This window comes from Methanophagales archaeon (assembly GCA_021159465.1).
In the GTDB taxonomy this organism is placed as follows: domain Archaea; phylum Halobacteriota; class Syntropharchaeia; order Alkanophagales; family Methanospirareceae; genus G60ANME1.
Genome location: JAGGRR010000224.1, coordinates 1 through 2,199, shown reverse-complemented (window position 1 = coordinate 2,199; position 2,199 = coordinate 1). Strand labels below are relative to the sequence as shown.

At 41.9% G+C, this 2,199-nt stretch carries 2 protein-coding genes; both read right to left on the bottom strand.

The genetic code is table 11. The annotated features are described in order from the left end of the window. Positions 1-200: 200 nt before the first annotated feature. Positions 201-860, bottom strand: coding sequence for a hypothetical protein (locus J7J01_09640; GenBank protein ID MCD6211124.1), 660 nt, complete (start codon positions 858-860; stop codon positions 201-203). A gap of 22 nt (positions 861-882) precedes the next feature. Continuing rightward, positions 883-2,088: a TIGR02710 family CRISPR-associated protein gene (locus J7J01_09635; GenBank protein MCD6211123.1), complete on the bottom strand. Its 1,206-nt coding sequence runs from the start codon at positions 2,086-2,088 to the stop codon at positions 883-885. Positions 2,089-2,199 lie beyond the last annotated feature (111 nt).

Sequence of the window (2,199 nt, the reverse complement as noted above, 5' to 3'; positions counted from 1 at the left end):
ATCACCTGTTCTACTTCCCGGGGCGATACTTGAACTTGTTCTCCTTCCTTCGTGACTATCTTCACCAATTCGTTCTCTCTGAAAACCTTACTCCCAAAACCCGAAACTACAATATTGCGAAGCCGTCGTTCTATCATTTACAACCACAACCCCTCCGGAACAATCCTAAAGATCACGTAGGGCAAGAAAACAAGATTTTGTCATTTAAATGCTTTTATAACACCAAACCCCTGCGAAACGCCTTTTCCTAAGCCAAAGAAATCAGGCATCCTGAAATTCACCCTGAACTCCCCACCAAACCCTATCAGCGGTATAGCCTTATACTCCACCTGCTCATCATATAAAAGCGAATGAACATAAAGCTTTCTATCCACCACATAATCCAGACTCTTGCACATCGAGAGGATATTACCCACGAGGATACCGTTCAAAAACTCCTTCTTCTCTTTCCAATCTCTTATCGCTTTGTATCTTTCATAATTACCGGGATTCAATGCGAGCCAGTGTGTTAAGAATTTATAATGACGGTTCTCTCGGCATGCTCCCAGTTCCCCTCTCAAAGCGTTCATTTGCACGCTTTCTACTTTATACGTGCTACCACCCAGTTCCAGTTTATCTATCTCATCCGCGATCCTCTTGAGTATATCCGCTCCTTCTTCTATACCCAAAATAATTGGTGTGCCTTCTATTATCTTGTATTGCACCCTCGGATAGGTGTATAAATAGCCCGCTTCTTCGATGTGATGATGTAAAATCGGATATTCCTTGAATTTGCTGGCTATGTAACCGCGCAACCTGGATGCCCCTTCTTTTACTGCTCTTTCTGTATTGAGTACCATTACCAGTATCTTCAAATTCATCTTAGAACTTAGAACTTAGAACTCAGAGCTTGGGGAACTCCGATTTTCTCATTAAGCCTTTCGCATCCTCAACCACCAGTTCTACATATCCTCTCACGCTTTCAAACATCCTCTCCGCATCTTCTCGCTTCACTGGCACTAAGCCATGAGCAAGTATGGAATTGTTCCTCTTTGACAGAAGGTCCTGCATCTTCTTATCCTCTAAGAATTTCTTACCCACCTCATCCCCTAAATCTTGTAATAACTCAAAATCTTTCCTCAGCGGTAGTTTTATCTTCCTTTCCTCGTCTCGCAACTTCTCATACTTCTCTATCGTCTTCTTCTCCAGCTTTCCCAGAGTCTCCAACTGCCATACGTCCACATCCGAACTGTTTATCTTGTACCTGGTTCTCAGCACAGATTGCCCAATTAACTCTATAATTCTATAAAGTCGTGCAACTGCGTCATCGTATTTGCCCTCTTCCATCCTCCTTCGGGCGTTGTTCATTAAATCAACCAGTATAAAATCTTGTTTCTCCCTCGCATTCATTAACCGCCCTAAAAAACTTTTGTTATACGCCGTTTCCCCGGCTTTAACTCCCGCCAGCATCTGAAACGCCTTCTCGTGCTCGAATTTATCCCACAAATCGTAAGCCTTAACAAGCTTCTTATACTCTTCTTTATCCTCTAATGCCACTATCCGATCTAAATAGCCCATAGCTTCACCGAATCTATAAGAATTAAACGCTTCTTTAGCACGGTCAAGCAGGTATTTGTCATAAGCGGCAAACAAATTCTGCACCCTCGCTGCCTCCGTATCCGGAGTTACAACACCATTTTCACCTCTCTTGCCCGCTACTAAACTCAATTTCTTCTGATACAACATGGCACAAATAGCAGCGCTTGTGGTCATCGTTTTTGTCCCCGAAGTATAGTCTATGATTATCTCATTCCCTTCTTTCTCTTCCTCCTTTATTTTTTCCTCTATTTTTGTATAACACTCATAAAAATCGTCTATATCCTTCAATCCGACAAATTCGTAATTCTCCAATTCCTTACCCTTCTTCTCATAATATTGCTCCTTTAGCGACTCTACTGTCTCTATACTCTCTTCAGAGCCAAAAAATACAATCTTATCTGGATTATAGATCTCAATTGAAGACAAAAGACCATGTGCTAAATTTCTTACCTTTTTCTCCTTATCTAATCCCACTCCTGTTCCTACGGTCATGAATAAAGCCCGTTTCATCTTTAATCCCCCACTTTAGCTTTACTGGCTTGCTTTTCGAATCTTATCTTCAACCACCCCAGAGGATATTTTGGCTTTCCATCTTCAAATACTAAACGGCGAGTCTTGGGG

Coding starts and splice junctions, on each gene's coding strand:
- J7J01_09640 (MCD6211124.1), bottom strand. CDS start 860: ATGAATTTGAAGATACTGGTAATGGTACTCAATACAGAAAGAGCAGTA.
- J7J01_09635 (MCD6211123.1), bottom strand. CDS start 2,088: ATGAAACGGGCTTTATTCATGACCGTAGGAACAGGAGTGGGATTAGAT.